We start from the raw sequence: 26,232 nt of genomic DNA, 5'->3' as shown, positions 1-26,232 counted from the left end.
GAATGCAACAAAAACTTTCGTTGCCTCCCTTTAATCGAGCTTCTCTCCTTGGAACACACCTGTCCCGTCAAGATAAGTACGCAGCGAAGCATACTGATCATTATGCCAAAACGCTTCTGATTCTACTAGTAACGCCGCATCTTGTCTAGCTGTTTCTAACGCTCGATAATCATGTACCATATCAGCAACCTTGAATTCTGGTAAACCACTTTGCTTACTTCCAAAGAAATCTCCAGGACCTCTTAACTCTAAATCTTTTTCTGACAATACAAATCCATCATTCGTTTCGGTCATAATACGCATTCGCTCTTTTCCCGTTTCCGATTTTGGATCCGCGATTAATAAACAATATGATTGTTCACTACCACGCCCAACACGTCCCCTGAGCTGATGGAGCTGCGATAAACCGAAACGCTCTGCATCATAAATAACCATTACAGTCGCATTCGGTACGTTCACACCTACTTCAACAACTGTTGTCGACACAAGAATTTGCACTTTATTTTCACTAAATTGTCCCATTATCTCTTCTTTTTCTTGAGATGAGAGTCTGCCATGCATTAATCCGACTTGACATTTCCCTTGATAATGATGAGTCAGCATACTATGTAAGTCAATCGCATTTTGTACATCAAGTTTCTCAGATTCTTCAATAAGGGGACAAATAACATATGCTTGTCTTCCTTTTTTTATCTCCTTCTCCACAAAACCGAGAACTCGATCTAACATATCATGTTTTGCCCAGTATGTTTCAATTACCTTTCTACCAGCTGGCATCTCATCGATTATAGAAACATCCATCTCTCCAAATGCAGTAATTGCTAACGTACGCGGAATTGGCGTCGCCGTCATAAATAAAACATCCGGACTTTCACCTTTCTCCCTTAAAACTCGTCGCTGCGCTACACCAAATCGATGTTGTTCATCAGTAATAACGAGACCTAACCTATGAAAGATAACTTCATCTTGAATTAAAGCATGTGTTCCAACAAGGATATCTATTTCTCCTTGTTCTAATTTTGCCAAAATCTCTCGACGCCTTACACCTTTAACAGAACTGGTTAACAATTCAACATTCATACCAAAGTGCGAGAACGTCTCTGCAAGCGATTGATAATGTTGCTCTGCTAAAATTTCTGTAGGAACCATTAAAGCACCTTGATAATGTGCTAACTTCGCTGCATAAAGGCCAATCGCTGCAACGACTGTTTTCCCAGAACCTACATCACCTTGCAACAGACGATTCATCCGATAAGGAGATGTCATATCTTTCATAATTTCATCTACTACCCGACGCTGTGCACCAGTTAATGGAAACGGAAGTGCATCAATAAACTCTTGCAATTCTGCTGAAGGAATTTCTTTTTTCGTCCCTTTCGAATTTTCCCTCTCCATTTTCCGTAATGTTTGCATTTTTAGCTGAAATAAGAAAAACTCCTCATATACAAAACGGCGACGTGCTTGTTTTAAATCTTCCTGTCCTGCTGGAAAATGCAACGACCGAAGCGCTTCATAACGCGGCAATAATTTATATCGACTTAGCAATCCATCAGGTAACACTTCAACTATAGATTCTCCATACTCCTTGAACGCTTGGGCAATAAAACGGCGCATCTGTTTTACTGTAAGTTTCCCTTTCACTGAGTATACAGGCTCTACTTCTTGTTGACGTACAACTGGTCCAAAATGAAGCTCTGATACCGCAATCGTTTGACGGTGCTGATCCCATTTACCAGTAATCGTTACTGTTTCATTTAAATTTAACTTCTGCTTATAGTACGGCCTATTAAAGCATACAGCTGTAATTAAATAACGACCGACGAGGACACGAACCGTAAGACGCGACTTCTTCTTCCCATAATATTGCAGTAAAGGAGCACTATGAACCTTTCCCTCAACTGTTACACGTTCATCGTGCTTTACTTCAGCAAGATCTTTCATCGCATAATCTTCATAACGGTACGGAAAATGTTCTAATAGATGAGAAACTGTATAAATCCCCATCTCGTGTAGTAATTCAGATGTTTCTCCTCCGATTCCCTTTACATCCGTAACAGGAACTTGTACAACTTCATTCAAGATTCTCACGCTCCGTCACATTATTTTCTTTGATTCATTCATACTATTGACATCTGTAATCGCTCTCTTTCACCCTATATATTCTATCATAGGCATTCTTAGAGAAACTACTCAAATCCCTCATAAACAATACGAAAGAAAAGAGCCTCACTATTAGCAGCAAGGCTCTTTTTTATCTTCAATATGCTAGCCTTTTGAATAAAAACTAGTAATAAACTTCATATTACTACTTCTTATCCATTAGCAAGTAAGTAATCCATTTATTTTCAAAACGAATTTTTTCTTATTCTACAGAGAAGATGAACGAATACACCGGTTGGTTTCCAGCATGTACTTCTACTTCTGCATCTTCAAAATTCTCTTCTACAAATGCAACTAACTCAGCTACTTCTTCGTCGGTTGCATCTTCACCTTGTAGAATCGTTACAATTTCAGAATCTTCATCAATAAGTGCTTCTAGTAATTGCTTTGCAGCTCCTACTTTTGCAGCATTTGTTGATACAATTTTTCCATCTGCAATACACATGAAATCATCTTTTTGAATCGCTACACCATCAATTTCCGTATCACGTACAGCATACGTAATTTGACCGGTTTTCACATGAGATAAAGCTTCTTTCATGTTTTCTTCGTTCTCTTCTAACGTTCCAACTGGATTAAATGCTAACATTGCAGCCATACCTTGAGGAACTGTTTTTGAACGAATTACAATCACTTCTTGATCCACAACTGACGCTGCTTGTTCTGCTGCCATCACGATATTTCCGTTGTTCGGTAAAATAATGATTTTTTCAGCATTCGCTTCTTCAATCGCCTTCACAATATCCTCCGTACTTGGATTCATCGTTTGGCCACCTTCGATAACTTTCGTCGCGCCAATGCTCTCAAATAAAGTTTTGATACCAGATCCCATAGCAACAGTTACGATACCGTACGGTTGTTTCTCTTTAGACTGGCTAGTTGGCTCAGGCATCATAGTAGGCTCATCTAATAAAGCAGTATGCTGTTCACGCATATTTTCTACTTTAATCTTAATTAAACTACCATAGCGTTGTCCATAATTCATAGGATCTCCAGGATGTTCCGCATGAATATGAACCTTAACAACCTCATCATCTGATACAACAAGTAGTGAATCTCCGTACACACTAATATCTTCACGGAATTTTTGTTCAGAGAAATTATGTTCTTTCATTTTTTCAGGCTCTAATTTCACCATGAATTCCGTACAATATCCATACTTAATATCTTCTGTACTCAATTGGCTTTGTACACTACGGTGATGTTCTGCGCGTACCATGTCATTCATAGATGGTTGGGCAGACACATTAGAAGAAATCGTTTCTCCTTTTAAGTCAGCTAAAAATCCTTCGTATACAACAACAAGACCTTTACCACCGCTATCTACAACGCCAACTTGTTTTAATACAGGTAATAAATCCGGCGTACGATTTAACGATGCATTCGCTTCTTTCACAACGTCTTCCATAAACAAAACAAAGTCGCGCTGTTTTTTCGCAACTGTCACTGCATATTTACCCGTTTCTCTTGCAACCGTTAAAATCGTTCCTTCAATCGGTTTCATAACCGCTTTGTAAGCCGCTTCTACCCCAGCATCTAAAGCTGCAGCAAAATCAACTGTTGTTAATTCTTCTTTTTGTTCAATGGATTTAGAGAAACCACGGAACAACTGAGATAAAATAACTCCAGAGTTACCACGTGCTCCCATTAATAATCCTTTGGCTAAACTTACGCCGACTTTACCAGCATGCTGTGAAGGATTTGCTTTCACTTCACGTGCGCCTGAAGTCATTGATAAGTTCATGTTTGTACCGGTATCGCCATCTGGAACCGGAAATACGTTTAATGCATCAACAAGCTGAACATTATTTGTTAAATTATTCGCTCCTTGCATGATCATTTGTGATAAACGTTTCCCATCAATTTTTTGAATTGACACAGATTTTCCTCCTTAATGCACATTACAAGTTTATTACTTTAACTCCTTGTACGTAGATGTTTACAGAATCTACTGCTAGTCCTACAGTTTGATCTAATGTATATTTCACTTTCGTCTGCACGTTATGTGCTACTTCTGAAATTTTCGTACCATAGCTCACAATAATATACATATCAATATGTACTTCATCTTCATCTTTACGAACAATAACACCTCTAGTGAAGTTTTCTTTTCGTAAAATGTCTGTTAAACCATCTTTTAACTGATTTTTTGATGCCATACCTACGATACCGTAGCAATCTACTGCGGCACCTCCAGCAATTGTTGCAATTACATCTGTACTAATATCAATTTGACCATACTTCGTTTTAATTTCAATTGACATCTCGTTTCCCCCTTCATAAATGGTGAAAGTGAGCTAGACTACTTTAGTTACTATCATATAATCTTTTTAAAGAAAATTCCATCGTTCTTTCTTTTCACTCTCATATTTTATGTTTTAAATCACATTTTTTATGATGAGCAAAATAGTCCATTGTTATTATACAACATGTACCACTATAATATGTCAAGCAATTTTTCTTGATTTCAACTTTTCATCATCGACATATGGTGTCAAGTAATTTTTCTTGATTTCTTTTTTCTACGGTGTTGCATTCTCTTTTTAGTTGTGTTAAATTATAGTAGTGTTTTTAGCATCGCAAAAAAGACTAACATTGAAAAATTACGTATGGTAAGGTATCAAGGGAGGGAAATATAAATGGCTCGTGTTTGTGCTATCACTGGAAGAAAAGCTCGTTCTGGTAACTCTCGTTCTCACGCAATGAACGCTACAAAACGTAAATGGGGCGCTAACCTTCAAAAAGTTCGCGTACGCATCGACGGAAAAGTTCAACGTGTTTACGTTTCTGCTAGAGCATTAAAATCTGGCAAAATCGAACGTGTTTAATAATAAAAAAAAGAGCCGCTAGGCTCTTTTTTTACTATGACAATGGAAAAAGCACCGGTAATAGGTGCTTTTTTTAATCTTTTTTGAAGGTATTTAACATGGCACGAACAATTCCACCAAGAAATTTAGGTAACTTAATTGTATAAAATCTCATGGTTTCCCTCCTAATCCCCATTACTCCACTTGTTCACTATATGATGTAAGGAGCAAAATTGTTTCTTTAATCAGTGCTTCTTATCACCATTAATATGCCAGAAGTAAATGAAAAAGTACCTTTTTCCTCAACGAGTTCATTACTAATACAAAGTGTTGATCCCCATTCTATTGTTTTATTAGTTAGAGGATACTTAAAACCAAGTAATGTAATCCCTTCTACTATTTCAGTAACCGGCACAAAAGATACATAAGGGAAATTTTTATTTTCTTCAATTATATGTGTACCCACTTTTTTCACGCTTATTTCATTTTTATTGTCTACAATACACATTTCTATCCCTACTTCTAACCCTCTTAAAAGCATCTGTATATTTGCTAAACCGTGATCCAGCCTTCCACCGGTGGCACCAAAAATACGAATCAATGTCGGATTTTGTTCTAACGCCCAGTTAATCGCAATTTCTAAATCTGTTTGATCTTTTTCACGAGGAACAATATGTAAGTCATTTGTTTGCTGGCCCATCCATACTAATTCCTCTTCAGTAACTGAATCGTAATCTCCAAATGCAACAGCTGGAGTAATCCCTCCTTTTAATAGACGATATACTCCTCTATCAACTGCCGCCCACACTACTTTCTCATTTTCATATCGAGAAAAATCTGCACAATATTCCGCAGGTCCACCCGCTAAAATATGAATAATCATGTTTCCTTCCCCTTCTATTGTAAAAAGGCAATCTGCCATTCGGTAGATTGCCTTTTTACATATTTTTTCTCTATCCTTTATAAATAGTGAAAACTTACTACACTAGCAGTTTCACTAGGATAAAGACTCGTTCATTCATTATCCACGAATGACACGAATTGCTTCACCACGGTCTTTTTGATTGTATACTGCTGATCCAGCTACAAGTACATTTGCTCCTGCTTCAACACAAAGTCGTGCTGTTTCAGTGTTTACACCACCATCAACTTCAATTTCTACTTCTAGATTGCGCTCTTTAACCATTTCTGCCACTTGTTTAATTTTCGGTAATACAGAATGGATAAATTTCTGTCCACCAAATCCAGGGTTTACTGTCATAAGCAATACCATATCGATATCTTCTAATACATGCTCAATCGTCGAAACTGGCGTATGCGGATTTAATACAACTCCCGCTTTAATGCCATGAGACTTAATTAGCTGAATTGTACGATGCAAATGAGGGCACGCCTCTACATGAACAGTAATAATATCTGCTCCCGCTTTTGCGAAAGTCGGGATATAGTTATCAGGATTTTCAATCATTAAATGTACATCTAATGGTAAAGATGTAATTGGACGGATAGCTTCTACAATTAATGGTCCAATCGTAATATTTGGTACGAAATGTCCATCCATTACATCGACGTGAATGTAATCCGCTCCACCTTTTTCTACATCTTTAATCTCTTCCCCTAATTTTGAAAAATCTGCTGATAAGATCGATGGTGCAATTTTAATCATAACTAATACCTCGGCTTTCTCTCTCTAATTTCTTCTACGAATTGTTTGTAATTTTTATAACGATATTCTGTAATCTTCCCTTCTTCAACTGCTGTCTTCACAGCACATTTCGGTTCAGAAAGATGTGTACACCCTCTAAATTTACAGTATTGGCTCGCTTCTTTCAACTCTGGAAAACAATATGTAAGATCTTCTACCTCTATATCTATGAAATCCAGTGAACTAAAACCAGGTGTATCTGCAACTAGTCCGCTTCCAACCGCAATTAATTCCACGTGTCTTGTCGTATGTTTCCCACGTCCTAAATGCGAGGAAATATCATTCGTTTTCAGTTCTAACTCTGGACGTAAAACGTTAAGCATAGAAGATTTCCCAACACCAGATTGCCCTGCAACGACAGAAATACACCCTTCTAAGAATGGTTTTAAAATATCAATACTTTCCGATGTATTTATAGAAGTAAATAATACATCATATCCCATCTCACGATAGTCATTTGCATAAGATTCAACAGTCTCTCTCATTTTTTCATCCACTAAATCCATCTTACTAATGCAAATAATCGGCTTAATGTTATGATATTCAATCAGCACTAAAAATCGATCTAATAGTCCCGGATTAAAATCTGGTTCTACTGCAGAGAAAACGAGAATCGCTTGATCAACATTAGCAATAGGAGGCCTAACAAGTTCATTTTTCCGATCAAATACTTCAAGCACATATCCTTCAGTTGGATTATCTGCTTGAAAGACAACTTGGTCTCCTACCAATGGCGTAATTTTATTTTTTCTGAACACACCACGCCCACGGCATTGTGTAATCCCTTCTTCATGCTGCACATAATAAAATCCACTTAGAGCTTTTACAATTTTTCCTTCTGGCATATAATTCTCCTTTATTTTGTATAAAGTGAAGCTGTCATTAATATTAAATGGTTTAAAATTCTTTAAATACTTATTTCAAAACCCGTCATATATACAAGTTAATATATTTAATCTACCATCAAATTTAAAATATTATTTATAACAGTATCACTTTTATAGCTTTTTGAATCATATATTTTTGCCTGTTATACAGTCCACTATATGTAGACAGCATAACAGGCAAGAGTAATACATTCCATCCCCTCTAGAAAGAAAATGGAAGTCATTATTATTGAGTTGGGTATGGTACTTCTTTGTCGATAATTGTTACACCATCTCGTACAATTTTATAGTGTCCTTTTGTACCTTCTTGAATTACAAATTCTAAAGAAATAGTTGCCGACTCTGAAATTGTTCTAGTTTCAATTGGTCTATCCATTTTTTGTTGCATATCTTCTTTATAAATTTCTATTGTTTGCGGTTTTTTCTCACCAATTATAGAAGACTCATACGGAATAGAAATATTATCCACTTTCACTGTTTTCGTTACTTTCGGCTTAGGCCCCTCTGAGATGATAATCGTCACTTTATCTCCTTCTTTTAACGGCGTTCCTGGTTTTGGAGATTGCGAAATTACAAGTCCTTTATCAACAGTATCGGAATACTCTCGTTTTATATCTGGAGTTAGTTTTCTCTCATTCAAATAACCATTTACGCTATTTTCAGTCCATCCTGAAAAATCACCTGGTCTAATTTGATAAGGACCTTTACTTACCCAAATTTTCAGTTCTTGTTCCGCCTCTACTACCATTTGATCAGGCGTCGGAATTTGCTCTACGATTTCACCTTTTGGCCTATCATTTTCAATATAATTTATTGTAACTTGCTTATATTTTTCTTCTAATTCATTCCTTATACTCTCAAAATCTTTTCCTGTGAGATCACTCATCTTACTTTTCTTTTTTCCACCTGATTGATAGATAGTAATTTTAGAGTTTTCTTTCACGACTCTACCTGCCACAGGGTCTGTTTTTATCACATCACCAGTTTCAACATCATCTGTATATACAATATTAGGTTCCGTAACCTCAAAACCCTTTTCAACTAATGTATTTACTGCTGTCGTATACTTCATACCAGCCACATCAGGGACTTTTACATCTTTTGGAATAAAGAATCCCGGAATAACAGTAAGCGCTAACGTTATTCCAATTGCTAAAAGTAAAAATGTCGTAATTAAAACTTTAATCCATTTATTACTTCGTTTTTTCTTCTTATATAATTCCGTTTCTTCTTTTCTTTTCTGTTCATCCACTTTACTTCCTTTTAAAACAATTGTTTCATCAGTTACATTTTCGAATAATTGTTCTTGTTGAATAATCGGAATCGCTTTTGTCGCTTCCATATCTTCCGGTATGTAAAATGGCTGCTCATTTATCCTCTCTGGATATAGCGCAGTTTCAATATCTCGTTTCATCGCATTGGCAGATTGATATCGGTGAAACGGATCTTTCGCAGTTGCCTTTAATATAATATTTTCAACACTTTGCGGAATATTTTCATTCCATCTCTTTGGAGACGGAATTTCACTTTGTAAATGTTTTAAAGCTATAGCAACAGCAGATTCGCCAGAAAACGGTTGTCTTCCTGTTAACAACTCAAACATAACGATTCCTAGGGAATAAATATCTGATTGTTTATTTGCTATCCCGCCGCGTGCTTGTTCTGGTGATAAGTAATGTACCGAACCGAGTACCGAATTTGTATGTGTAATTGTTGTTGCACTTGTAGCTGTCGCAATTCCAAAATCTGTTACTTTTATTACTCCATCAGCTCGAATTAAAATATTGTGCGGTTTAATATCACGGTGCACAATTTCAAAATGATGGGCATGTGCCATGGCGGATGTTAACTGCTCCATAATATCAAGAGCTTCTCCTATAGGTAACATCCCTCGCTCAATTATGTATTGCTTCAATGTTTGTCCTGGTACATACTCCATTACAAGATAATATATACCATCTTCTTCTCCGACATCATACATATTCACAATATTTGGATGCGACAACGTTGTAACAGACTGCGCTTCTCGATGGAAACGTTTAATAAACTCTTCATTATTTGAATAGTCGAGTCTTAATATTTTTACCGCTACATCTCGGCCAAGTATATCATCATGAGCTAAATACACATTGGCCATTCCACCACCACCAATCATTTTCAGCAGCTTATAACGGTCATTTAAGCGTTTTCCAATCAGCACGTTGCACTTCACCTACTTTCGTTTGTCGAACCCGCATAATCAATAAGAACAAGGGTGATATTATCTTCCCCGCCACGATCATTCGCCAATTGAATGAGACGTTGTCCCTTAGTTTCAAGCTGTTCATTTAACTGTAAAATTTGTTGCATATCAGCAATAGAAACTTTGTTAGATAACCCATCCGAGCAAAGAAGTAACTGATCATCTTCCTCAAGCACCAATGTTTTAACATCTAATCCGACTTTTTCTTCTGTTCCTAATGCCCTTAACAAAACATTCTTTTTCGGGTGATATTCTGCGTCTTCTTTTGAAATTTCACCATGTCTTACAAGTTCATTTACAAGTGAGTGATCTTCCGTTACAAGCGAGATTTCTCCCTCTGATACCATATAACAACGACTATCTCCTATATGACCTATTGTCACAAAGTTTGGCGTACAAATCGCTATTATAAGTGTTGTTCCCATACCATTACATTCTACATGTTGCTTAGAGTACTCATATATACGCTCATTAATAATCCCAACACTCGTATGTAACCACTCTTCTACTTTTTTTGGTTCATTCATATTATGCGTTTGCTTCCAATAATCATGAAATAATTGAATGGTCATCGAGCTAGCTACATCACCAGCTCGATGACCTCCCATTCCATCTGCTACTACCGCTAAAATATTTCCATCTAAATTGTGAAAAACTCCCGCACTATCTTCATTATGTTGACGAACTTTTCCTTTATCTGATAGAAACACGGCTTTCATCTCGTCACCTCGTCTCTTCTTTACGCTCCTTCGCACGTAACTGACCGCAGGCTGCATCAATATCATGACCTTGTTCACGGCGAATTGTTACATTCACTCCACGATCTTTTAACGTTTTTTCAAATAAGAAAATTTGTTCACGTGGCGTACGTACATAATCACGTTCAGGTACGTAGTTTACCGGAATTAAGTTTACATGACATTTTACACCTTTTAAAAGCGCAGCAAGTTCTTCAGCTTGCTCAACTTGGTCATTTTCTCCTCCAAATAAGCCATATTCAAACGTAATACGACGCCCTGTTCTATTTACATAGTATTTAACAGCTTCCATTAAGTCTGGTAGCTTATAAGCACGGTTAATCGGCATTAATTTTGAACGTAACTCTGTATTTGCAGAATGCAATGAAATCGCAAAATTAATTTGCATATCTTCTTCAGCGAACTTATAAATTTTTGGAACAATTCCACTTGTTGAAACTGTCATATGTCTTGCGCCAATATGAATTCCTTTTTCATGGTTTACAATGCGTAAGAATGACATTAAGTTATCGTAATTATCAAACGGCTCTCCAATTCCCATAACAACAAGCGAACTTACACGTTCTTCTGTTTCATCAAGTGCACGTTGCACTTCTACTACTTGCGCTACAATCTCTCCAGCCTCTAAGTTTCGTTTTAACCCACCAAGTGTAGATGCACAGAACGTACAACCAATACGGCATCCAACCTGTGTTGTTACACAAATAGAATTTCCATATTCGTGTCGCATTAACACTGTTTCAATAGAATAACCATCATATAATTGGAATAAAAATTTAATTGTTCCATCAGAAGATGTTTGTTTTACTAATGTATTTAAAGTAGTAATATCAAAGGAATTCGACAATTTATCGCGTAATCCTTTAGAAAGATTCGACATGTCGTCATAATTTTTTACACGTTTTTTATATAGCCAATCAAAGATTTGTCCTGCACGGAATTTAGGTTCTCCTTGTTCCTTTAACCAATCTTGCATTTCATGAAGTTGTAAAGAATAAATTGATGGTTTCTTCGTTTCTAGATTTTTCTTTTGTTTTCTCACAGTCGTTTCCACGATGCTACACCTTCTTCCTTAAACAAGCAATATAAAAGCCATCTGTTGCAAAATAATGCGGTAAAATTCGCACTTGACCTTCATCAATATACGGATTTAACTTTTCTGGCATGCGATCTTTTATCGTAGTATCCCATTCAAATTCAGGATGCTCTTGTAAAAATTGCTTTATTACTTGTTCATTTTCTATTTTTTCTATTGTGCACGTACTATAAACAAGGCGACCACCTTGTTTTAATAACGGTGCTATTTTTTCTAGTATTGCAAGTTGAATCGTCGATAATCTTTCACTATCGCCTTTATTTTTACCTAACTTAATATCAGGTTTACGTCTAATCACACCAAATCCAGAACATGGTGCATCTACTAATATTTTATCAAATGTTTCATTCGCAAAGTGTTCTTGCACTTTTCTAGCATCTAGTGCTTTTGTTTCGACATTTTCTAGACCAAGTCTCTCCGCTTGTTGTTTAATTAAACGTACTTTGTGTGCATGTAAATCAAGAGACATAACTTGACCTGTTCCTTTTAATCGCTCTGCAATGTGCGTTGTCTTTCCGCCCGGAGCAGCACAACTATCAAGAACTTCATCTCCCTCATTCGGTTCTAAAGCGCGTGCTACAAGCATAGAACTTTCATCTTGAATAGAAAGAAAACCTTTTTTGAACGCATCTGTATGCGCTACATTCCCTCTTTCAATTTGAATTGCATCCTCTGATAAATCGCCGCGCTTCGCTTCTATACCTTCACCAGCCAACAACTCTATTGCTTCTTCTACTGTTATTTTATCAACATTTACACGCGCTGTTGGTACCGGGGGTAACATGTTCACTTCACACATTTTCTCTGCTGTCTCTAAACCATATTCAGAAGCCCAGTCTTGCACAAGCCACATTGGATGACTTGTTGCAATTGCCAAACGTTCTATTGGATCCTTGATTTCATCTACAGAAGGTACCCCTTCTCTCTGAATCGAACGTAATACCCCGTTTACCATACCAGCAATCCCTTTATGCCCGCGACGCTTTGCAATTTCAACTGCTTCATGAATAGCCGCTCTTTCTGGCACTCGGTCTAAATAAATCATTTGATATAAAGATAAGCGAAGTAATACTCTTACCCACGCCTCAACCTTCTTTTTTAAAAAAGGCTGTAAATAATAATCTAATGTGTCACGACGTTGAATCGTTCCATATACAATTTCAGTTAACAAACCAATATCTTTTCTATCAATTGCATTTTTTTCAATTAGATTATTTAAAAGTAAGTTACTGTATGCACCACTTTTTTCTACTTGAATTAAGCCATCAAGAGCTAACTCACGAACATTTTGTCTCATGCATTTTCTCCTAACTTCGTTCCAATTTCAGGTTTTGTGCCACGTAAAAATTGCGAACAACTCATACGTTTTTTACCAGAAGGTTGCAATTCAGTGATTTTAACACCTGTCTCATTCCCTGTTGCAACAACAAATCCATCTTCTTCAAGAGCTACTATTGTACCTGGTTCAGCTTTCTCTGTAATAGAGACCTTCTCTCCCCACCATACTTTAATAACTTGTCCTGCCAAAGTCGTATAAGCGACTGGCCATGGATTCAATCCGCGAATGTGATTGTATACTTCTTCACCTGTTTTTGTCCAATCAATTTTCTCTTGCTCACGTTTTATATTATATGCAAACGTTACTTCTTCTTCGTTTTGTTTAATTGGTTCTAACTTACCTTGAATTAATAAAGGTACTGTTTTAGATAGAAGGTGTGCCCCTGCTTCACTTAACTTATCGAATAAAGAGCCTGTCGATTCACGCTCTTCAATCTCGACTTCTACTTGTGTTAAGATATCACCAGCATCCAATTTCTCTACCATATACATAATTGTAATACCCGTTTTTTCTTTACCTTCCATAATTGCATAATGGATTGGTGCACCACCACGAAGTTCAGGTAGTAAAGACGCGTGGACGTTAATACATCCATACTTCGGTGCTTCTAAAATTTCATTTGGTACAATCTGACCGAAAGCAGCTGTTACAATTAAATCAGGCTCTAATGCCAAGACTTGTTCATATTCGTCTTTTTCACGAATTCTTAACGGTTGTAACACCGGAATACCATGTTTTTCTGCTTCAACTTTAACAGGCGTAGGTGTTAATACTTTTTTTCTACCTACCGGACGATCAGGCTGCGTCACAACACCTATTACATCATAGCCATCTTCGATAAGACGACGAAGCACCGGCACTGAAAAGTCCGGTGTTCCCATAAATACTACTTTTATCATTCAAAAACCGCTCCTTTTAATACCTATTCTAATTCGTTTTCCTCATAATATCTTGTCACTTTCGATGTAAATAACACACCGTGTAAATGATCGATTTCATGTTGAATTGCACGTGCTAAAAATCCTTCTGCTTCTAGTAAAAATACTTTACCTCGGCGATTTTGAGCACGTACTTTAATATAATCCGCACGTTCCACTTCACCATAAAGTCCCGGGAAGCTTAGACAGCCTTCGGGACCTACTTGTTCACCACGTTTTTCTAGTATCGATGGATTGATTAACTCGATTTTCCCCGTATCATCACCGATATCAACTACCGCAACTTGCAAGCTTACACCTACTTGAGGCGCAGCTAAACCGACTCCGTCCGCAATTAACATTGTTTCATGCATATCTTTCAACAATTTCACTAACTTTTTATCAAAGTTAATTACTCTTTCGCATGGTGTTTCTAACACTTCATTTGGATGCTTTACTATTTCTAAAACTGCCATATTTCCCTCCGCTACATTAACATTGTTGGATTAAAATCAATTGAGATTTGTAGCTCTTTTTGCATTTCTGCTTGATAATGTTCATTTACCATTTTGAGCACGTTCTTTAAGTTTGGTTCCCGTTTGTATTTTATCATGCATTGATAACGATATCTATCTTTTATCCTTGGAATTGCTGAAGCAACCGGTCCTAACACCATCGTTTGTTCTGTGCAGTGCGCCCGTAAATGACCGACAATTTTTTCCGTCACTTGCACCGCCTTTAATAATTCCGGATGAGATACTGTTACAAGTACAACATAGTAATAAGGTGGATATTGTCTTGTTCGTCTCATTTGCATTTCTTGGTCAAAAAACACATCATATTGTTGGTTCTTTGCTAACTCTATACTATAATGTTCTGGCGTATACGTTTGAATTATAACTTCCCCTGGCAATTCATGTCTGCCTGCTCGTCCACTTACTTGCGTCAATAACTGATACGTCTTTTCACTCGCTCGAAAATCAGGCAAGTGAAGCATCGTATCTGCAGTTAAAACCCCGACAAGCGTTACTTTAGGAAAATCTAATCCTTTCGCAATCATTTGTGTTCCAAGTAGTATATCCGCTTTTTCTTCCCCGAACGCCTTTAATAATTTTTCATGCATTCCTTTGCGACTTGTCGTATCTACATCCATTCGAATGACTCGTGCCTCTGGAAATAGTTTTGTAATTTCTTCTTCTACCTTTTGTGTACCTGTACCAAAGAAACGAATATATGTACTTTGACAAGCAGGACACTCAGTCGGCATATTCTCTTCGTGACTGCAGTAATGACATTTTAAACGATGGTTCATTTTATGATATGTCAGCGAGATATCACAATGCGGACATTGTACAACATACCCACAATCACGGCACATAACAAATGTAGAATGACCTCTTCTATTTAAAAAGAGCACCATCTGTTCTTTCTTTTCTAATCGATCTGCTATTTTTTCATGCAATGCCTTCGAAAACATGGAACGATTCCCGTCACGAAGTTCCTCACGCATATCAACAATCTCTACTGTTGGTAACGCTTGTTTATTCATACGTTTTTCCATCGTTAGTAATTCATACACACCTTTTTTCGCTCTTGCAAACGATTCAAGTGTCGGTGTTGCACTACCAAGAACGATAGGACATTTATGATATTGCCCCCTCCAGACAGCTACATCCCTTGCATGATACCTCGGATTATCTTCTTGCTTATAGCTCGATTCATGCTCCTCATCAATAATAATAATCCCTAAATTTTCAAAAGGAGCAAATACAGCTGAACGTGCACCAACTACAACTTTCACTTCTTTTCTTAAAATCTTACGCCATTCATCATATTTTTCTCCAACAGACAGCGCACTATGAAGAACCGCAACTTGCGAGCCAAATCTGCCTTTAAAACGATCTACCATTTGAGGCGTTAGTGCAATTTCAGGAACAAGTACAATAGCTTCTTTCCCTTTCGCGAGCACCGCTGCTATAGATTGTAAATATACTTCTGTTTTTCCGCTTCCTGTAACACCATATAGTAAAAATGGATTGTAAGTTTCATTTGTAATTGATGATAAAATCGGTGCAATAACTTGCTTTTGTTCCTCCGTAAGTGGGAATGGTTTCGTTTGTTCAAAATCATCATCGTCATACGGATTTCGGTACACTTCCACATACTTTTCTGAAATTAGCCCCTTTTTAACAAGTGCTTTAATCGGAGCGTCTGTTATTTGCAACTCTTCTGTTATCACTTTCAACGGCACACTTTTATAATTTTCCACAAAATAATAGAGTACATCTTGTTGTTTTTTACTTTTCAGTTCAAATGCTGCTAACTCCAATTTATCTTCTGACAACTCCGGTTGAACGACTCTTTGTTTCTTCTTTTGCACTTTATCTTTTACCTGATAAACAACTTCAATCGTGCCATTTTTAATTTCTTGTTGAATCGTGCGGTATAGATGCGGCTGCGTCTCAATAGCTTCCCAATCTATCGCTTCTTTGTCCTGAAATAAAAACAGTAGTTCAGGTGCTACTACTTCTTGTTTACGAAGTTGTAGACGCTTTTTATACGTAGCTTTTATCGCCGTTGGAAGCATGACTTGAAAGGCTGAAATCATATAACATAACGTTTCGCTTGTAAGCCAATATCCAAGCTTTAATAATTCCTCGTTTAAAACTGGTGTTACATCTAATATTTCATGGATTGTCTTTAGCTTCTTACTTTCTACTTCAGCCGAATCTTTGATCCCAATAATAAAGCCTTGCAATTTCCTTGGGCCAAATGGAACTACTACACGCATGCCTGTCTGGACAATATCTTCCCACTTTTTAGGGATAATATAATCAAATGGTCGATCTGTCTGACGTGCAGGTACATCAACAATTACACTTGCAAATTTCATAGACGATCATCTTCTAACATCATTTCAATTTGCTTTAATATTTCACGAGCAACCTCTTTCTTCGTTAAAAGTGGTAACTCGATGACTTCTCCATCTTTTCTATACATTGTTACAATGTTTGTATCTGTACCAAATCCAGCTCCTTGTGCCTTTACATCGTTCGCAACAATCATATTCGCATTTTTCTCACGTAATTTTTTTGTTGCGTATTCTTCTACCTTTGTCGTTTCAGCCGCAAAACCGATAAGTAACTGTTGATCCTTCATCTCACCTAACGTTTTTAAAATATCTACTGTTCTCTCGAGTTCGATTACAGCATCTCCATTTTTCTTTTTCATTTTATTATCATGAACATATTTCGGGCGATAATCTGCAACTGCTGCTGTTTTAATGACAACATCTACGTTTTGATACTGTTGCAGAACTACTTCTAACATATCTTGTGCAGATTCCACTTGTACCGTATTTACATGTAATGGTGGGTTTAATGCTGTCGGTCCCGAAACAAGTATGACATCAGCACCTAAGTTCGCTGCCACTTCCGCAATTGCATATCCCATTTTCCCAGAAGAAAAATTGGTCATAAAACGCACTGGATCAATCTTTTCACGAGTTGGGCCAGCAGTTATTAATATTTTTTTTCCTTGCAACGGTTTTTGTTCGGAAAAAGCCTCTTCTAACCGTGCAATAATTGCTTCCGGTTCTTCTAGTCTTCCCTTCGCAACATAACCACACGCTAAAAAACCTTCTCCAGGCTCAATAAATGTATATCCTAACGTTTTCAACGTCATCATATTTTTTTGTACAATTTTGTTTTCATACATATGCACATTCATAGCAGGTGCAATCCACACTGGGGCTGTAGTAGCTAACAAAGTAGTTGTAATCATATCGTCTGCAATACCACCAGCTAACTTCCCAATACAATTGGCAGTAGCAGGTGCAACAAGTACTACATCTGCCCAATCTGCTAAATCGATATGTGCAATAACAGCCGAGTCTTTCTCATCGAATGTATCTGTATATACATCATGGCGAGAAAGTGCTTGAAATGTAAGAGGCGTAACAAACTTCATTGCCGACCCACTCATCATTACTTTTACAATAGCACCAGCTTGTGTCAATTTACTAGTTAACGCAGCCGCTTTAAAGACCGCAATGCCTCCTGTTACACATAGAAGTATCTTTTTCCCTTTTAGCATATGGCTCGTCCTCTTTCTTTTTCAAACTTATAATACTGAAACAGAATTCCCAGCTCATCAGTACCAATATTTCTTCCCTATCGTAAAAAAATAACAACCTACTTGTAAATAGGTTGTTACCGTTACATAGAAAATTATAAAGTCTATGTTTTAATTTGTCGAAAAGAATGTCTTAATCGATGATTTTGCCTTCGCTTGGTACATATTTTAATACTTCTGCATCGATTTCTTCTAATGATTTACCTACACATTTATGAGAAACAGGTTGCTCGATAACACAGTTATCAGCAAGTTGCATTTCACGCGCACGTTTTGCAGCTACTGTTACAAGTGTATATTTAGAATCGATTTTTGTTAATAATGAATCAATTGATGGATTTAACATAATTATAGACCCTCCGTCATTTCTTTATAATATTTTGCTACTCTTTCGCGGCGGCAATGTTCACCAACCACAATTGCTTTAATTCTTTCACAAGCTAATTCAACTTGATCGTTTTCTACAACATAGTCGTAAGCGTCCATCATTTCGATTTCTTCTTTCGCTACCGTTAAACGATTTTCAATAACATCTTCAGTTTCTGTACCACGGCCGACAATACGGTTCTTTAGTTCAGATAAACTTGGAGGTGCTAAGAAAATAAATACACCTTCTGGGAAAGCTTTCTTAACTTGAATTGCTCCTTGCACTTCAATTTCTAAGAATACATCTTTTCCTTCTTGTAATGTTTTTTCAACATAGTCAATCGGTGTTCCGTAATAATTACCTACAAACTCAGCCCACTCAAGTAATTTTTCATTACGAATCATTTCCTCAAATTCTTCTCTCTCTTTAAAGAAATAATCCACACCATCTACTTCACCTTCACGTGGCTTACGTGTCGTTACTGAAATGGAGTACTGAAAACGTGTATCCTCATGACTAAACAGCTCTTTTCGAACCGTTCCTTTACCAACCCCAGAAGGTCCTGAAAGAACGATGAGCAATCCTCTTCTACTTCTCATAAATATGTAAAACCTACCCTTCCTCACTTAAATCTTCTTTATTATTCAAACGATGTGCAATCGTCTCTGGCTGAATTGGACTTAATACCACATGCCCATCATCCATAACAATAACCGCCCTTGTTTTTCTCCCATACGTAGCATCAAGCAAAGCATTATGTTCGCGTGCTTCCTGTACTGTTCGTTTAATAGGAGCTGACTCCGGACTTACAATAGCAATAATTCGATGAGCAGATACAATATTTCCGTATCCAATATTTAAAAACCGCATGGCCATAGTTTGCGCCTCCTAGTAAGTCTATCCGATTTCTCCACCACGTATAACTTTATATATTTTTTGAAAGCTACTCAATATTTTGTACTTGTTCACGAATTTTTTCAAGGTTATTTTTCATTTCTACAACATATTTTGAAATTGTTAAGTCATTTGCCTTAGAACCAATCGTATTAATTTCTCTATGCATCTCTTGCACGATGAAATCCATTTTCCTTCCAACAGGCTCTTCAATCTGCAGTGTTTCACGAAATTGCTCTAAATGACTTTGCAAACGAACTAACTCTTCGTGAATATCACAACGCTCTGCAAAGATTGCGACTTCTGTTAACAATCTTTGTTCATCTAGATCTTGATTATGTAATTCTTTTAAGCGATTTTCTAATCGTTCACGATATTTTTGTGTAACAATCGGTACATGCGGAATAATTGCATTTACACAATTGTGAATCTCTTGTAAACGATACGCTATATCTTTATGTAATCGTTCTCCTTCGCCATCTCTCATCGTTTTTAACATATGAGCAGCTTGGCGAACAGCCTCATATAAACCGTTCTCAAATTGTTCATTTACATTTTCTACTTCTTCAATCGCTGTTACTTCTGGCATTTCCATTAATTGCTGAAGTGTAATAGAATCTTGTAATTGAAATTTTCCTTTTATATCTTCCATAATCGATTGGTACTGCTCAAGAAGCGACCAATTCACACTTAATTTTCTTTCAACAAGCCCTTCACCCGTTATACTAATAGACACTTCAATGCGTCCACGCCGAACTTGTTCTGCAATTATTTTACGAATTTTTTCTTCAAATATCATCATTTGCTTCGGAAGTCGAATACTCATCTCTAGGAAACGGTGGTTCACCGATTTCATTTCTACTGTAATTTGAAAAGTATCATTTTCTACTTTCGATCTTCCAAATCCTGTCATACTACAAATCATTTTTATCACATCCAAGCCATGAAATAACTCAATGAAAAAGGTAATAGAGACAAGGCTCTACTACCTTCTGTAAATTATATCACATTTTCATATCATTGACTATTTCAAGTTTAATCCCTTCTTATATAATACTGGCTTTTCCTTCTTCCCCTTTTTCCCTGTTAATAAAGAACCTACTAACAAGAAGGTCGGAATTGATGACAAACCTCCAATTAACAACCAATCTCTCGCTTGTATTGGCATTGTACTAAAGATCGGTTGTAGCGGTGGGTAATATATAACCACTAACATTAACAGTAAAGAAATAATAACCGCTCCTACTAAATACACGTTCCCAAACGGATTACGGTGGAAGATAGAATGTTCACTCCGGCAATCAAATACATGAATAAGTTGTGCAAGTACCAACGTCGCAAACGCCACAGTTTGTGCATATTTCAGTTCATTTGGATGTTGATTATATGCAATAATAAACGCCACTAACGTCACTGCTCCAATTAGAAAGCCACGGCTTATAATTTTCCAGGCAAGCCCTCTAGCAAATACCCCTTCTTTCGGATGACGCGGCGTTCTCTTCATAACGTCTCCTTCCGCCTTATCCAATCCTAATGCCATCGCCGGTAATCCGTCAGTCACTAAGTTCACCCATAAAATTTGAATGGGAACCATCGGCAGCGGTAATGCAAGTAACATTGCAAATAACATGACTAAAATTTCTCCTACGTTCGATGCTAATAAATAACGAATAAACTTACGTATATTCTCGTATATATTTCTACCTTCTTTAATTGCTGATTTAATCGTAGCAAAATTATCATCTAGCAAAACAAGAGAAGAAGCTTCTTTCGCAACATCTGTCCCTGTAATTCCCATCGCTATCCCAATATCCGCTGTTTTTATAGCCGGAGCATCGTTTACTCCATCACCTGTCATCGCTACTATATGCCCTTTATTTTGCAACGCCTTAACAATCTTCAATTTATGTTCAGGTGATACTCGAGCAAATACATACGTATCTTCTACAACACTTTCTAGTTCCTCTACATCCATATTCGCGAGTTCTACTCCTTCAACAACACGTCCACCAGGTGGTAAAACCCCTAATTGTTCCGCAATTGCCATTGCTGTCACTTTATGATCTCCTGTAATCATCACTGTTCGAATACCAGCTTCTCTGCACTCTTTTACAGCCTGTTCTACCTCTGGTCTTGGCGGATCAATCATTCCCTGTATCCCGACCAACATAAAATCTTTTTCAACGTCTCTTTCATGTTCAATAGAATCTGTTACTTTTAATGGCTTAAATGCAACTGCAATTGTTCGGAGCGCTTGACTACCTAAACTATGAATAGCCGCCTGTACTTCTTTTCTATACAACTCACTTAACGGTTGTTGCTTATCCCCCCATAAAATCGTTTGACTCATTTGCAGGAGGACATCTGGTGCTCCCTTCGTAACAAGAAACTTTTTCCCCTCTCTATCTCGCACAATAACACTCATCATTTTTCGAGTTGAATCGAATGGAAATTCACGAATAATTTCAAATTTCCCTTTCAGTGCCTCACGTGTTATCCCCGCTTTCATTGCTGCAGCTACAAGTGCTCCCTCAGTTGGATCTCCATCTAATACATACGCCTTTTTCTTTTGAATAATATTTGCGTTATTACAAAGTGAACCAAATGTTAGTAGTTGATACAGTGCTTTTGTTTTAGCTGGATCGCATTCTTTTTCACCTTTCAAAAAAGAGCCATTAGGTTCATATCCTTGACCCGTAACTTTCCATAATTCCCCACCTGACCACATATGTGTTACCATCATTTTGTTTTGCGTCATTGTTCCTGTTTTATCAGAGCATATAACAGAAGCGCATCCTAACGTTTCTACCGCTGGTAACTTCCTTACAATTGCTCTCTTTTTAATCATACGCTGTACACCAAGCGATAAAGCTACTGTAACAATTGCTGGTAATCCTTCAGGAATAGCAGCAACAGCTAGCGACACGCCTGCTAAAAACATATGATACACTTCATTCCCTTGATACACACCGGCTAATACGACAAGCGCTGTCAAAATAAGAGCCACAATAATTAATATTTTCCCGAGTTGCTCTAATCTTCTTTGCAGTGGTGTTTCCATTTGCTCTGCATTTTGTAACATATTTGCAATTTGGCCCATCGCTGTATTCATACCAGTTGCTACAACGACCCCTGTTCCAGCTCCTCGTGTAATCATCGTACCCATAAAAGCCATATTTTTTTGATCACCAATTGAAACATCTTGCCCCTGCAGAGCTTCTACCTTCTTCTGCACCGGTACTGACTCTCCTGTCAAAGCTGATTCTTCGATATATAAACTTGATGCCTCAACAAGACGTACATCCGCCCCAATACGATCACCACTAGAAAATTTAATGATATCACCTAAAACAAGTGCTTTAGACGGTGCTTTTACCCAATTTCCATTCCGCATTACAGTAACTTGCGGGGCGGCTAGCTCTTTTAAAGCTTCCAGTGACTTTTCAGCCTTTCTTTCTTGAAAAAAGCCAAGAATACCATTGATAATAACAATCGCAACAATCGCAATAGAATCAATGTATTCACCTAAAAAAGCTGAAACTATTGTTGCACCAAATAAAACAAGTACCATAAAATCTTTAAACTGCGCCAAAAATACCATCAGTGCAGAAGGCCTTTTGGCTTCATCTAATTCATTTGTACCAAATTTTTTTATTCGCCCTTCTGCTTCCTTCTCTGTAAGCCCAACCTTCACATTCGTATTCGTTCTTTCTTCCACTTCGTGTGCGCGCATTCCATACCAGTTCATCCCGCTATCGACCTCCTGATTCCAGACATACTCTATTGAAAGCTTATTCAGCCTCGTCCAAAAAAATGCTATAATTAACTTTTAGTTAGAAAGGAGTGTTCATTTATGGCATTCGATGGATTATTTACAAGAGCAATTACACATGAAATTGCAAATTCTCTTTACACAGGAAGAATTTCCAAAATATATCAACCTTCAAAATACGAGATTTTATTACATATTCGAGCAAACGGAAAAAATCAAAAACTAATTCTTTCCGCTCATCCGACATATGCACGTTTACACTTAACAAATCAAAATTACGATTCACCTGCACTTCCGCCAATGTTTTGTATGCTTCTTCGTAAGCATTTAGAAGGTGGGTTCATTGAAAAAATTGAACAAATTGATTTAGAGCGCATTATTCAAATTACCGTTCGTAGCAGAAATGAAATTGGTGACGAATCGCTAAAAACATTAGTAATTGAAATAATGGGACGACATAGTAACATCATTTTAGTAGACACAAAAACAAACAATATTTTAGATAGCTTAAAACACGTTTCTTTAGCGGTAAACAGACATCGAACTGTATATGCTGGAGCGGAGTACATTGCACCACCAGCACAACATAAAATTAACCCACTCCAGATTGAAACAAATGATGAATTTATTAGACCGCTAGACTTTCTATCTGGAAATATGGATAAACAGCTTGTCGGCACCTTCACGGGAATTTCGCCGTTATTCGCAAAAGAAGTAGTGAAAAAAGCAGGTATGGTAAATGAAAAAGCATTAGCGGACGCATTTTTCTCCATACAAAAACCATTACTAACTCATACATATTCACCAACAATGACTACTTCAAATGGGAAAGAATTCTTTTATCTTTTCCCTCTTGCACACTTGCAAGGAGAAGACAAGACATTCTCATCTGTTAGTGAATTGCTAGACCGTTTCTTTTTCGGAAAAGCAGAGCGCGACCGTGTAAAACAACAAGCTTATGATTTAGAGCGCTTTATGCAAAACGAAAAAAATAAAAATGAGAAGAAACTCATTAAACTAGAAAAAACATTACAAGATGCCGGAAAAGCAGATAAATATCAACTATTCGGAGAACTACTTACAGCCAATATGTACGCTTTGAAAAAAGGTGATAAAGATATTGAAGTCGTTAACTATTACGACGAAAATGGCGGAACTGTAAAAATTACATTAGATCCTTTAAAAACACCATCTGACAATGCGCAACGCTATTTCCAAAAGTACCAAAAAGCGAAAAATTCAGTTGTTGTTGTAGAAGAACAAATCGAAAAAACAAATGAAGAAATTATTTATTTTGATAGCTTACTTCAACAAATGGAAGCTGCTTCTTCAAAAGATATTGAAGAAATTCGCGAGGAATTAGCTGAAGAAGGTTATATGCGCAATCGTAAAGCAAAAAATGCTAAGAAGAAACCAACTAAACCGGTATTAGACAAATATTTAGCTAGTGACGGAACAGAAATTTTCGTCGGTAAAAACAACAAGCAAAATGATTATTTAACAACGAAGTTTGCCCGTCGTGATGAAATTTGGTTACATACGAAAGATATCCCTGGGTCTCATGTTGTCATTCGTTCTCTTGAACCTACCGAAGAAACCGTGTTAGAAGCTGCTAAAATCGCTGCCTATTTCAGTAAAGCAAAAGATTCTAGTTCTGTTCCTGTAGATTTCACCAAAATACGCCATGTCAAAAAACCGAGTGGTGCAAAACTTGGTTTTGTTACGTACGACAATCAGCAAACCGTATATGTAACACCTGATGCTGATACTGTAATGAAATTAAAAGCGTAAATAAAAAATGCGTTGCTTATAAGCAACGCATTTTTTACATTCGTTCACACTAGTTCATATACCCATTCACTAATTCATAACATCTTTCTTTTGTCATCTTGTATTTTTCATCTGCTGCTTCAATATATTTCATCGTTCCATTATTTTCATCCATAGCAATTGCTTTAACCTTACTTTCCTTTTCTTTAACCCATGCAACTTGTTTCTTTTTCAACGACTGAAACGCATCAGCTGACATCGTATTTTTTAATGTGCTGTAAATTTCATTTAGTTTATTATCCCACAGTTGATAATTTCCTTCTATTTCATTTACTATGTCATTTGTTGACATAACATTTGTATGTTTTTCTTGGTTTTCTAGAGCTGCTAACTCATTTAAAACCTTAGTTTTCCCCACCGCTGACGAAGTTTCTTTTTTTGAACTAGTAGACGTACTAGAATCATTCCCCTTAACTGTTTCTTGCTCTTGAACAAAATCTTTTTTCGTTACCTTTTCTTGCTCTTCATCATCTACATTGTGAGTAATAACCGAGTTTTTTGCGTCGACAGCAACTACTCCGTTACTTTCTTTAAAAATATATTTTTTATTTCCACTATTCTCTTCTCTAACGAAAGAGACATTCTTGAAACCTTGTACTCTAAGAAGTTCTTTAGCTTCTTCTTTAGTTAACTTTAAATCTACTGACGTATTTGATGACCATCTATCCATTAACCATTTTCCATCGGTATACACTAAGACAAATTCCCACATCTCCGCTTCATTACCCATATCATTTGCAAGAGTAAGCGTCTCAATCTTTAAGACATCATTTTTCTGTGAATAAGTTGTCCTCACGTCCGGCTCAATATGAATCGGAAATGGTAACATATCTGTTTCCCTTGATCTATTAAATGTATCAAGCAATCCTGGAAGCTCCTTCTCCACAAACTTATCTGAAACTAGCCCCTCAACGCCTTTTTTAGCTGTAGCTAAATCTCCAGGATTATTTCGGCTCCATCCATTTTCTTTTTCCATCTCACTAAATGCATTTGCTATTGCATCTACACTCTTTCTTACAATCTTTTTCGCTTCTTTTTCTTTCACTTCTGGCGCTTCATCAAGCTGTTCAATCGTTTCATTTACTTGAACTTTGTTTTCACCTTTTTCACAACCTGTTACAACTAGCATACTAGCAGCCAAGCAAAATGATATTACTTTACTTAATTTCTTCATGTACTCACAATCCTTATTCCTTCATATTCGTTACGTTTCCCTATTTCCGAGAGAAATCCAACAATTACCTATTATATCAATAACAGTTGTTTATTTATATATTAAATTTTATATCAGAACGAAACAAAGGACATACTTTCAAAATATATA

23 protein-coding genes are annotated in these 26,232 nt (G+C 36.9%); 2 read left to right on the top strand and 21 right to left on the bottom strand.

Annotated elements, in window-relative coordinates; translation table 11 throughout:
• Positions 1-30: 30 nt before the first annotated feature.
• The 3 genes from recG to DT250_RS12520 all read right to left on the bottom strand — a co-directional run bounded on the left by recG (position 31) and on the right by DT250_RS12520 (position 4,424).
• Positions 31-2,079, bottom strand: a complete 2,049-nt coding sequence (gene recG, locus DT250_RS12530; RefSeq protein WP_088064290.1) for an ATP-dependent DNA helicase RecG — start codon at positions 2,077-2,079, stop codon at positions 31-33.
• Positions 2,080-2,362: 283 nt separating this feature from the next.
• Positions 2,363-4,039 carry a DAK2 domain-containing protein gene (locus tag DT250_RS12525; RefSeq protein ID WP_000027123.1) on the bottom strand — a complete coding sequence of 559 codons (1,677 nt, stop codon included), beginning with the start codon at positions 4,037-4,039 and terminating at the stop codon, positions 2,363-2,365.
• Positions 4,040-4,061: 22 nt separating this feature from the next.
• The gene (locus DT250_RS12520) at positions 4,062-4,424 is read right to left on the bottom strand and encodes an Asp23/Gls24 family envelope stress response protein (RefSeq protein WP_000021109.1); all 363 of its coding nucleotides are present in this window, start codon (positions 4,422-4,424) and stop codon (positions 4,062-4,064) included.
• A 375-nt stretch (positions 4,425-4,799) separates the two neighbouring features.
• On the opposite strand from DT250_RS12520, the gene rpmB reads away from it, so the two are divergent.
• The gene (gene rpmB, locus DT250_RS12515) at positions 4,800-4,988 is read left to right on the top strand and encodes a 50S ribosomal protein L28 (RefSeq protein ID WP_000124776.1); all 189 of its coding nucleotides are present in this window, start codon (positions 4,800-4,802) and stop codon (positions 4,986-4,988) included.
• Between the two features lie 73 nt (positions 4,989-5,061).
• On the opposite strand, the gene spoVM is transcribed toward rpmB, so the two are convergent.
• The 17 genes from spoVM to DT250_RS12430 form a co-directional block, all read right to left on the bottom strand.
• The gene (gene spoVM / locus DT250_RS12510) at positions 5,062-5,142 is read right to left on the bottom strand and encodes a stage V sporulation protein SpoVM (RefSeq protein ID WP_001213599.1); all 81 of its coding nucleotides are present in this window, start codon (positions 5,140-5,142) and stop codon (positions 5,062-5,064) included.
• 66 nt (positions 5,143-5,208) lie between these two features.
• Complete coding sequence (locus DT250_RS12505; RefSeq protein WP_060488423.1) at positions 5,209-5,889, bottom strand: thiamine diphosphokinase; 681 nt, start codon at positions 5,887-5,889, stop codon at positions 5,209-5,211.
• A gap of 99 nt (positions 5,890-5,988) precedes the next feature.
• Positions 5,989-6,633, bottom strand: a complete 645-nt coding sequence (rpe, locus tag DT250_RS12500; RefSeq protein WP_000589963.1) for a ribulose-phosphate 3-epimerase — start codon at positions 6,631-6,633, stop codon at positions 5,989-5,991.
• A 2-nt stretch (positions 6,634-6,635) separates the two neighbouring features.
• Entirely contained in the window at positions 6,636-7,517 is an 882-nt protein-coding gene (rsgA, locus tag DT250_RS12495) for a ribosome small subunit-dependent GTPase A (protein ID WP_001113945.1), read from the bottom strand.
• A 268-nt stretch (positions 7,518-7,785) separates the two neighbouring features.
• Complete coding sequence (gene prkC, locus DT250_RS12490; RefSeq protein WP_088064291.1) at positions 7,786-9,759, bottom strand: serine/threonine protein kinase PrkC; 1,974 nt, start codon at positions 9,757-9,759, stop codon at positions 7,786-7,788.
• 8 nt (positions 9,760-9,767) lie between these two features.
• Positions 9,768-10,520 (bottom strand): Stp1/IreP family PP2C-type Ser/Thr phosphatase, encoded by a 753-nt coding sequence (locus DT250_RS12485; RefSeq protein WP_000648694.1) that lies wholly within the window; start codon positions 10,518-10,520, stop codon positions 9,768-9,770.
• Between the two features lie 4 nt (positions 10,521-10,524).
• Positions 10,525-11,613, bottom strand: a complete 1,089-nt coding sequence (rlmN, locus tag DT250_RS12480; RefSeq protein ID WP_000450539.1) for a dual-specificity RNA methyltransferase RlmN — start codon at positions 11,611-11,613, stop codon at positions 10,525-10,527.
• 4 nt (positions 11,614-11,617) lie between these two features.
• Positions 11,618-12,952 (bottom strand): 16S rRNA (cytosine(967)-C(5))-methyltransferase RsmB, encoded by a 1,335-nt coding sequence (gene rsmB, locus DT250_RS12475; RefSeq protein ID WP_001249653.1) that lies wholly within the window; start codon positions 12,950-12,952, stop codon positions 11,618-11,620.
• Positions 12,949-13,893 carry a methionyl-tRNA formyltransferase gene (fmt, locus tag DT250_RS12470; protein ID WP_088064292.1) on the bottom strand — a complete coding sequence of 315 codons (945 nt, stop codon included), beginning with the start codon at positions 13,891-13,893 and terminating at the stop codon, positions 12,949-12,951. Before fmt ends, rsmB begins: the two co-directional genes overlap by 4 nt.
• A 23-nt stretch (positions 13,894-13,916) precedes the next feature.
• Positions 13,917-14,387, bottom strand: a complete 471-nt coding sequence (gene def / locus DT250_RS12465) for a peptide deformylase (protein WP_000279468.1) — start codon at positions 14,385-14,387, stop codon at positions 13,917-13,919.
• Positions 14,388-14,398: 11 nt separating this feature from the next.
• Positions 14,399-16,804, bottom strand: coding sequence for a primosomal protein N' (priA, locus tag DT250_RS12460; protein ID WP_149213090.1), 2,406 nt, complete (start codon positions 16,802-16,804; stop codon positions 14,399-14,401).
• Positions 16,801-18,006: a bifunctional phosphopantothenoylcysteine decarboxylase/phosphopantothenate--cysteine ligase CoaBC gene (gene coaBC / locus DT250_RS12455; protein WP_088064294.1), complete on the bottom strand. Its 1,206-nt coding sequence runs from the start codon at positions 18,004-18,006 to the stop codon at positions 16,801-16,803. The genes priA and coaBC overlap by 4 nt, the downstream gene beginning before the upstream one ends.
• Before the next feature lie 172 nt (positions 18,007-18,178).
• Positions 18,179-18,391, bottom strand: a complete 213-nt coding sequence (gene rpoZ, locus DT250_RS12450; RefSeq protein WP_000933965.1) for a DNA-directed RNA polymerase subunit omega — start codon at positions 18,389-18,391, stop codon at positions 18,179-18,181.
• A gap of 2 nt (positions 18,392-18,393) precedes the next feature.
• The gene (gene gmk, locus DT250_RS12445; protein ID WP_001257740.1) at positions 18,394-19,011 is read right to left on the bottom strand and encodes a guanylate kinase; all 618 of its coding nucleotides are present in this window, start codon (positions 19,009-19,011) and stop codon (positions 18,394-18,396) included.
• Between the two features lie 13 nt (positions 19,012-19,024).
• On the bottom strand, positions 19,025-19,288 hold the full coding sequence (gene remA, locus DT250_RS12440; RefSeq protein WP_001251456.1) for an extracellular matrix/biofilm regulator RemA: 264 nt from the start codon (positions 19,286-19,288) through the stop codon (positions 19,025-19,027).
• Between the two features lie 67 nt (positions 19,289-19,355).
• Positions 19,356-20,231 (bottom strand): YicC/YloC family endoribonuclease, encoded by an 876-nt coding sequence (locus DT250_RS12435; RefSeq protein WP_000563111.1) that lies wholly within the window; start codon positions 20,229-20,231, stop codon positions 19,356-19,358.
• A 99-nt stretch (positions 20,232-20,330) separates the two neighbouring features.
• Positions 20,331-23,054 carry a calcium-translocating P-type ATPase, SERCA-type gene (locus DT250_RS12430; RefSeq protein ID WP_048546043.1) on the bottom strand — a complete coding sequence of 908 codons (2,724 nt, stop codon included), beginning with the start codon at positions 23,052-23,054 and terminating at the stop codon, positions 20,331-20,333.
• 105 nt (positions 23,055-23,159) lie between these two features.
• Between DT250_RS12430 and DT250_RS12425 the strand changes: the two genes are divergently transcribed.
• Positions 23,160-24,869 carry an Rqc2 family fibronectin-binding protein gene (locus DT250_RS12425; RefSeq protein WP_087985060.1) on the top strand — a complete coding sequence of 570 codons (1,710 nt, stop codon included), beginning with the start codon at positions 23,160-23,162 and terminating at the stop codon, positions 24,867-24,869.
• 49 nt (positions 24,870-24,918) lie between these two features.
• Here DT250_RS12425 and DT250_RS12420 read toward each other — a convergent pair whose 3' ends face one another.
• The gene (locus DT250_RS12420; RefSeq protein WP_097889665.1) at positions 24,919-26,082 is read right to left on the bottom strand and encodes a lysozyme inhibitor LprI family protein; all 1,164 of its coding nucleotides are present in this window, start codon (positions 26,080-26,082) and stop codon (positions 24,919-24,921) included.
• Between the last annotated feature and the right edge of the window lie 150 nt (positions 26,083-26,232).

This window comes from Bacillus sp. AR2-1, assembly GCF_008368755.1.
Lineage (GTDB): Bacteria > Bacillota > Bacilli > Bacillales > Bacillaceae_G > Bacillus_A > Bacillus_A wiedmannii.
The sequence above is the reverse complement of the archived record's forward strand: the minus strand, read 5'-3'. Positions and strand labels throughout refer to the sequence as shown.

What these genes read in the sequence shown, in the direction of transcription:
- DT250_RS12425 (WP_087985060.1), top strand. Translation starts at nt 23,160, where the DNA reads ATGGCATTCGATGGATTATTTACAAGAGCAATTACACATGAAATTGCA.
- rpmB (WP_000124776.1), top strand. Translation starts at nt 4,800, where the DNA reads ATGGCTCGTGTTTGTGCTATCACTGGAAGAAAAGCTCGTTCTGGTAAC.
- DT250_RS12430 (WP_048546043.1), bottom strand. Translation starts at nt 23,054, where the DNA reads ATGAACTGGTATGGAATGCGCGCACACGAAGTGGAAGAAAGAACGAAT.
- fmt (WP_088064292.1), bottom strand. Translation starts at nt 13,893, where the DNA reads ATGATAAAAGTAGTATTTATGGGAACACCGGACTTTTCAGTGCCGGTG.
- rsmB (WP_001249653.1), bottom strand. Translation starts at nt 12,952, where the DNA reads ATGAGACAAAATGTTCGTGAGTTAGCTCTTGATGGCTTAATTCAAGTA.
- DT250_RS12420 (WP_097889665.1), bottom strand. Translation starts at nt 26,082, where the DNA reads ATGAAGAAATTAAGTAAAGTAATATCATTTTGCTTGGCTGCTAGTATG.
- DT250_RS12505 (WP_060488423.1), bottom strand. Translation starts at nt 5,889, where the DNA reads ATGGCAGATTGCCTTTTTACAATAGAAGGGGAAGGAAACATGATTATT.
- DT250_RS12485 (WP_000648694.1), bottom strand. Translation starts at nt 10,520, where the DNA reads ATGAAAGCCGTGTTTCTATCAGATAAAGGAAAAGTTCGTCAACATAAT.
- rsgA (WP_001113945.1), bottom strand. Translation starts at nt 7,517, where the DNA reads ATGCCAGAAGGAAAAATTGTAAAAGCTCTAAGTGGATTTTATTATGTG.
- rpe (WP_000589963.1), bottom strand. Translation starts at nt 6,633, where the DNA reads ATGATTAAAATTGCACCATCGATCTTATCAGCAGATTTTTCAAAATTA.
- remA (WP_001251456.1), bottom strand. Translation starts at nt 19,288, where the DNA reads ATGGCCATGCGGTTTTTAAATATTGGATACGGAAATATTGTATCTGCT.
- DT250_RS12435 (WP_000563111.1), bottom strand. Translation starts at nt 20,231, where the DNA reads ATGATTTGTAGTATGACAGGATTTGGAAGATCGAAAGTAGAAAATGAT.
- gmk (WP_001257740.1), bottom strand. Translation starts at nt 19,011, where the DNA reads ATGAGAAGTAGAAGAGGATTGCTCATCGTTCTTTCAGGACCTTCTGGG.
- spoVM (WP_001213599.1), bottom strand. Translation starts at nt 5,142, where the DNA reads ATGAGATTTTATACAATTAAGTTACCTAAATTTCTTGGTGGAATTGTT.
- DT250_RS12520 (WP_000021109.1), bottom strand. Translation starts at nt 4,424, where the DNA reads ATGTCAATTGAAATTAAAACGAAGTATGGTCAAATTGATATTAGTACA.
- def (WP_000279468.1), bottom strand. Translation starts at nt 14,387, where the DNA reads ATGGCAGTTTTAGAAATAGTAAAGCATCCAAATGAAGTGTTAGAAACA.
- coaBC (WP_088064294.1), bottom strand. Translation starts at nt 18,006, where the DNA reads ATGCTAAAAGGGAAAAAGATACTTCTATGTGTAACAGGAGGCATTGCG.
- priA (WP_149213090.1), bottom strand. Translation starts at nt 16,804, where the DNA reads ATGAAATTTGCAAGTGTAATTGTTGATGTACCTGCACGTCAGACAGAT.
- rpoZ (WP_000933965.1), bottom strand. Translation starts at nt 18,391, where the DNA reads ATGTTAAATCCATCAATTGATTCATTATTAACAAAAATCGATTCTAAA.